The following is a 3243-nucleotide window of genomic DNA, read 5'->3' as shown; positions in this document are numbered from 1 at the left end:
GAAGATAAGCGAAGAGCTCGGGCGATTAGTGCCGCTCGGCTGAGGCGCTCGCACGCCTTGCACCTGCGGCCTATCAACCAGGTGGTCTACCTGGGCCCTTACCGAAAGGAGAACTGATCTCGGGAACGGCTTCCCGCTTAGATGCCTTCAGCGGTTATCCGCGCCGGACGCGGCTACCCGGCCATGCCGTTGGTCGACAACCGGTTCACCGGAGGTCCGTCCACCCCGGTCCTCTCGTACTAGGGGCAGCCTCCCTCGATTCTCCTGCGCCCACGGAGGATAGGGACCGAACTGTCTCACGACGTTCTGAACCCAGCTCGCGTACCGCTTTAAACGGCGAACAGCCGTACCCTTGGGACCTGCTCCAGCCCCAGGATGCGATGAGCCGACATCGAGGTGCCAAACCTTGCCGTCGATGTGGACTCTTGGGCAAGATCAGCCTGTTATCCCCGGAGTACCTTTTATCCGTTGAGCGACGGCCCGCCCACGCGGTGCCGCCGGATCACTAGAGCCTGCTTTCGCACCTGCTCGACTTGTGGGTCTCGCAGTCAAGCCCGCTTGCGCTCTTGCACTCTAAAGGACGGTTGCCGACCGTCCCGAGCGGACCTTCGCGCGCCTCCGTTACCCTTTGGGAGGCGACCGCCCCAGTCAAACTACCCACCTGGCACGGTCCCCGAGCCGGATGGCGGCCTCGGGTTAGGACGCCGGGCGCGCGAGGGCAGTATTCCAAGGTCGGCTCCGGACGGGCTGGCGCCCGGCCATCTGTGCCTCCTGCCTATCCTCTACACGCGCGTCCAGCGGCCAATGCCAAGCTGCAGTGAAGGTTCACGGGGTCTTTCCGTCCTTCCGCGGGTAGGTCGCATCTTCACGACCAGTGCAATTTCACCGGGTCCATGGTCGAGACAGCGCCCAAGTCGTTGCGCCTTTCGTGCAGGTCGGAACTTACCCGACAAGGAATTTCGCTACCTTAGGACCGTTATAGTTACGGCCGCCGTTTACCGGGGCTTGGCTTCGGTGCCTCGCCTTTCGGCTAACACCTCCGCGTGACCTTCCGGCACCGGGCAGGCGTCAGACCCTATACGTCGCCTTGCGGCTTCTGCAGAGTCCTGTGTTTTTGGTAAACAGTCGCTTGGGCCTCTTCACTGCGGCCCGCCTCCGCTCCCCCGGCAAGCGGGTTCACGTACGCGCGGGCACCCCTTCTCCCTAGGTTACGGGGCCATTGTGCCGAGTTCCTTGACCATGGTTGACCCGATCGCCTCGGTATGTTCTACCCACCCACCTGTGTCGGTTTGCGGTACGGGCGGCAGCGTGCCTGCCTAGGGGTTTTTCTGGGGACCACGGGCTCACTCGCTTCGCGCACTCGCTTCGTCCGGAGCCTCGCCCTTCTGCGGGACGGATTTCCCTGTCCCGCGGGCCGCGCTCCATCACGGGGACGTCCAGAACCCCGCCGAGCCACCCCGATCCGTCGCCCCGTCGGTCGTGACGGTCCGCTGCCGGTGCAGGAATGTCGACCTGCTGCGCTTCGGCTACGCCTGCCGGCCTCGCCTTAGCCCCCGACTGACCCTGGGGGGATTAGCCTCGCCCAGGAAACCTCGGGTTTACGGCGGACGAGTTACTCTCTCGTCTCTCGCTACTCATGCCAGCATTCTCGCTCGCGCCCGGTCCACCGTCGGTCGCCCTCCGGCTTCGCCCCTGGCGCGACGCCCCCCTACCGATGATCGTATCATCCCGCCGCTTCGGTACCGCGCTTAGCCCCGTGTATTGTCGGCGCGCGCCCACTCGACCAGTGAGCTGTTACGCACTCTTTGAAGGGGTGGCTGCTTCTAAGCCAACCTCCTGGTTGTCTGCGCGAGCGCACATCCTTTGCCACTCGGCGCGGATTTGGGGACCTTAGCGGGCGGTCTGGGCTGTTTCCCTCTCGAGCACACAGCTTAGCCCACATGCTCTGACTGCCGGGATGTGGGCCCGCGGCATTCGGAGTTCGGTTCGAGTCGGTAGGCGGCGAAGCCCCCTCATCGATCCGGTGCTCTACCTCCGCGGGTGAACTCCCGACGCTAGCCCTAAAGCTATTTCGGGGGGAACGAGATATCTCCGGGTTTGATAGGCCTTTCACCCCTATCCCCAGGTCATCGGAGCACTTTTCAACGTACTGCCGTTCGGCCCTCCACGGGGTCTTACCCCCGCTTCAGCCTGCCCAGGGATAGCTCACCCGGCTTCGCGTCTGCGGCCGGCGACTCATGGCGCCCTGTTCGGACTCGCTTTCGCTTCGGCTCGCTTCCAAGCTTAACCTCGCCGCCGGCCAGCAACTCGCTGGCTCATTCTACAAAAGGCACGCCGTCACAGCGCGAGGCTGCTCCGACTGCTCGTGGGCGCACGGTTTCAGGTACTGTTTCACTCCCCTCCCGGGGTGCTTTTCACCTTTCCCTCACGGTACTCGTGCGCTATCGGTCACAGGAGAGTATTCAGGCTTGGATGGTGGTCCACCCGGATTCGGACCGGGTTCCTCGTGCCCGGCCCTACTCAGGGACGCGTTCCGCCGCGCGGGTGGGGTGCGCCTACGGGGCTGTCACCCTGTGCCGCCGGCCCTCCCAGGCCGTTCGGCTCCCCCTCCGCTGCCGGCGCCGGGCCCGGCAGGACCCGGTCGATCGCACCCTGCAACCCCGGCGGGGGAAAGCACTGCCGTGCGCGCCCGCCCGCCGGTTTGGCCATGGCCCCCTTCCGCTCGCCGCTACTCGGGGGATCTCGTGTTGATTTCTTCTCCTCCGGGTACTTAGATGTTTCAGTTCCCCGGGTTGTCCTCCCTGAGGCTATGTGTTCGCCAAAGGGATGCCAGGACTCCTCCTGGCGGGTTCGCCCATTCGGAGACCCGCGGGTCCGAGGGTGTGTGCCCCTAACCGCGGATTATCGCAGCTTGCCGCGTCCTTCATCGGCTTCCTGTGCCAAGGCATCCGCCGTGCGCCCGTAAAATCTTCGCTTTCGCTTCCGTATCAAGGCCGCGGCTCTCGCGCCGCGGCCGGGTCGCTACATACCTCCCGGGGCTCGCGCCCCGGGCGATCAGATGCTGATGACTACCCTTGTTAAGTTGACATTGATGTCTCTATGTGTGGTTAGTCGCAGAATCGATAGTTTCTCTCTTCGTTCCATCTCTCAGAATTGGATCGAGAATCGATGCGGAACCGACCTTCGGTCGGTTCCTCTCGCTATGCGGCTCTCAAGGTACGCGGGGCTGACCCCGGGGACCGG

The 3243-nt window shown here is 64.3% G+C and carries 1 rRNA gene; it reads right to left on the bottom strand.

What is annotated here, in order from left to right:
* Nucleotides 1–5: 5 nt before the first annotated feature.
* A 23S ribosomal RNA gene (locus H6A16_RS10425) occupies nucleotides 6–2975 on the bottom strand.
* Nucleotides 2976–3243: the final 268 nt, after the last annotated feature.

The organism is Collinsella tanakaei (assembly GCF_016900375.1).
GTDB lineage: Bacteria > Actinomycetota > Coriobacteriia > Coriobacteriales > Coriobacteriaceae > Collinsella.
Note: the sequence above shows the minus strand (reverse complement) of the source record. Positions and strands in the feature narration are given on the sequence as shown.